At 44.0% G+C, this 2348-nt stretch carries 1 protein-coding gene and 2 pseudogenes; 1 reads left to right on the forward strand and 2 read right to left on the reverse strand.

The genetic code is table 11. The features are described 5' to 3' along the window. A pseudogene (locus Q0R52_RS01900) lies at positions 1–346 on the forward strand (glucosamine-6-phosphate deaminase); the annotation flags it as partial. Between the two features lie 199 nt (positions 347–545). Here Q0R52_RS01900 and Q0R52_RS01905 read toward each other — a convergent pair. Together Q0R52_RS01905 and Q0R52_RS01910 are read right to left on the reverse strand one after the other, a co-directional pair. Then, positions 546–1193, reverse strand: a complete 648-nt coding sequence (locus Q0R52_RS01905; protein ID WP_295791551.1) for a hypothetical protein — start codon at positions 1191–1193, stop codon at positions 546–548. 42 nt (positions 1194–1235) lie between these two features. Continuing rightward, a pseudogene (locus Q0R52_RS01910) lies at positions 1236–2348 on the reverse strand (ATP-binding cassette domain-containing protein); the annotation flags it as partial.

Consider the following 2348-nt stretch of genomic DNA (forward strand, 5'->3'; position numbering starts at 1 on the left):
CCACCTGGTTTGTTTCAACATCATATTAGGTGCCTTGAAAGAACTGCAAAAAACAGAGGACTGGGTAAAAGACTGCTGGCTGTGGATGTACCGCGGTGCCTGGCTGGAGTTTGAAACGCACGAAATTGAAATGGCCGTACCGCTTTCACCGCAGGAAGTGATCCGCAAGCGTAACGCCATCTTTAAGCACCAAAGCCAAAAAGACAGGCCCGTATTCCCGGGCGATGATGCTAGGGAGTTTTGGGTGAGGGCAGAAGACCGGACAAGGGAAACTGCACGTGCTTATGACAAATTAGGTATGGCTGAATATGAGGCGATGGAAGCGTTTGTAAGATATATCTATTAACACGATTTACAGGATGCTAGGGATTTACAGGATTGCATCGATAATCCTGTAAATCTTATTAATCTTGAAATCGTGTCAGGTATGGCCGAATATGAGGCGATGGAAGCGTTTGTGCGGTATATTTATTGAGATTCCACCGATTTGAGGATGATTACACCGATTTAGATAAACAATCGGTGTAGTCATTTCTCCCAATCAACTACCAGATTCCAATCCAATTTTCAATATCTCGTTTAAATATATCGACAGCTAACCAAGTATTTACACTTTCCCGGTTTTTTCTGTCAAAGGCAGTTATATAGTGTAAATGAATATGCTCTCCTTCATTTAAATCAGGGATAGGTGTCAGAAATCCTTCGCGCTGCTGCTGATGCGGGGAGTTGGAAAAACCAAAGGTATTCTCAAATCGGATAGGCATTCCATCGTTTTGAGATGCCCGGTATTGTATAATTTCGCCGTCTTCCACGCCAATATGCAATACCCATTCATTATCGTTTACCTCAACACTGTCCAAATGTTCTCCGGCTGAAAAACCGAATTCAACATTTTTATCATAGTCAGTTAATTGACAATATAATTCAACCGGATTAAATTGTGATGAGATTTTTTCTATCCGCCAAAGCCATCCCATGGTATCGGCAACCGATTCACCATTATACAATGGCAGTTTCCTTTTAAAGGTTACTAATTCAATTCGGTGTGAATGAGTGCCTATAGTTTGTGATTGCCCATGCTCGTAGCTCGCTTCACCATTTAAGGCCGCGTAGCCTTCAGTTCCTGCTATTCCACATTTAATCGTGCCCAAAGGGGTTACAAACAAGTTTTCTTTGAGCACTATCTTATCCATAGTCAAATATAAACCAGTAATTCAGGAATAAAACAAAGTTTATTAGAAGCGTTCTTTCAAAAACCTACCAGTATAACTATCCTTCTCCTTAATCAAATTCTCCGGTACGCCTTCAAATACCACTTTACCGCCGCGGTCGCCGCCTTCGGGGCCGATGTCTATTACCCAGTCGGCGCATTTGATAACGTCCATGTTGTGTTCGATAACGATAATGGTATTGCCATGTTCGAGTAGTGCATCGAATGATTTTAGTAACTTCTTTATATCGGCAAAATGCAGACCTGTTGTCGGCTCGTCAAAAATAAATAGCGTTTTATGTGTATTGTTGCCCTTAACAAGGAATGAAGCCAGTTTTATGCGCTGTGCCTCGCCACCTGATAAGGTATTTGACGATTGTCCCAGTTGCACATAGCCCAGGCCAACATCCATTAAAGGTTTTATTTTGGCGATGATTTTAGGCTCTTTAGCAAAAAATTCCAGGCCCTCCTCAATGGTCATGCCCAGCACTTCAGATACGTTTTTATCCTGGTAGGTAACGTCGAGTATATGTTGTTTAAAGCGTTTGCCGCCACAGGTTTCGCAGGTCAGGAAAATATCAGCCATAAACTGCATCTCAATCTTCACCTCGCCTTCGCCCTGGCAAACATCGCAGCGGCCGCCCTCAACGTTAAATGAGAATGCCGATGGCTTTAAACCGGCAGCTTTGGCAACCGGCAATGCGGCATACAGGTTTCGTATCTCATCCCAGGCTTTTACATAAGTAACCGGGTTCGAGCGCGACGAGCGGCCTATCGGGTTCTGGTCAACCATTTCAACCTGTTCAATTTTCTGGTAATCGCCCTCAATACTGTCGTAGGCGCCGGTTTGTTCGGCATTGTAGTTACCCAAGGTTTTTTGAAGCGCAGGGGCTAATATCCGTTTTACCAAACTGGTTTTACCCGAGCCTGATACCCCTGTAACCGCGGTAAATACCCCTAACGGAAATTTTGCGGTAACGTGTTGGAGGTTGTTTTCGCGCGCACCTTTTATCTCAATAAAATCGTTCCATTTGCGGCGGCTTGCCGGGATCGCAATTTGCTCCTTCCCGCTCAGATAACGACCGGTTAAGCTTTTATCATCCTTTAAAATCTCATCGTACGTGCCGCTGAAAACCAG

The sequence above is a fragment of the Mucilaginibacter sp. genome (assembly GCF_025359345.1).
GTDB lineage: Bacteria > Bacteroidota > Bacteroidia > Sphingobacteriales > Sphingobacteriaceae > Mucilaginibacter.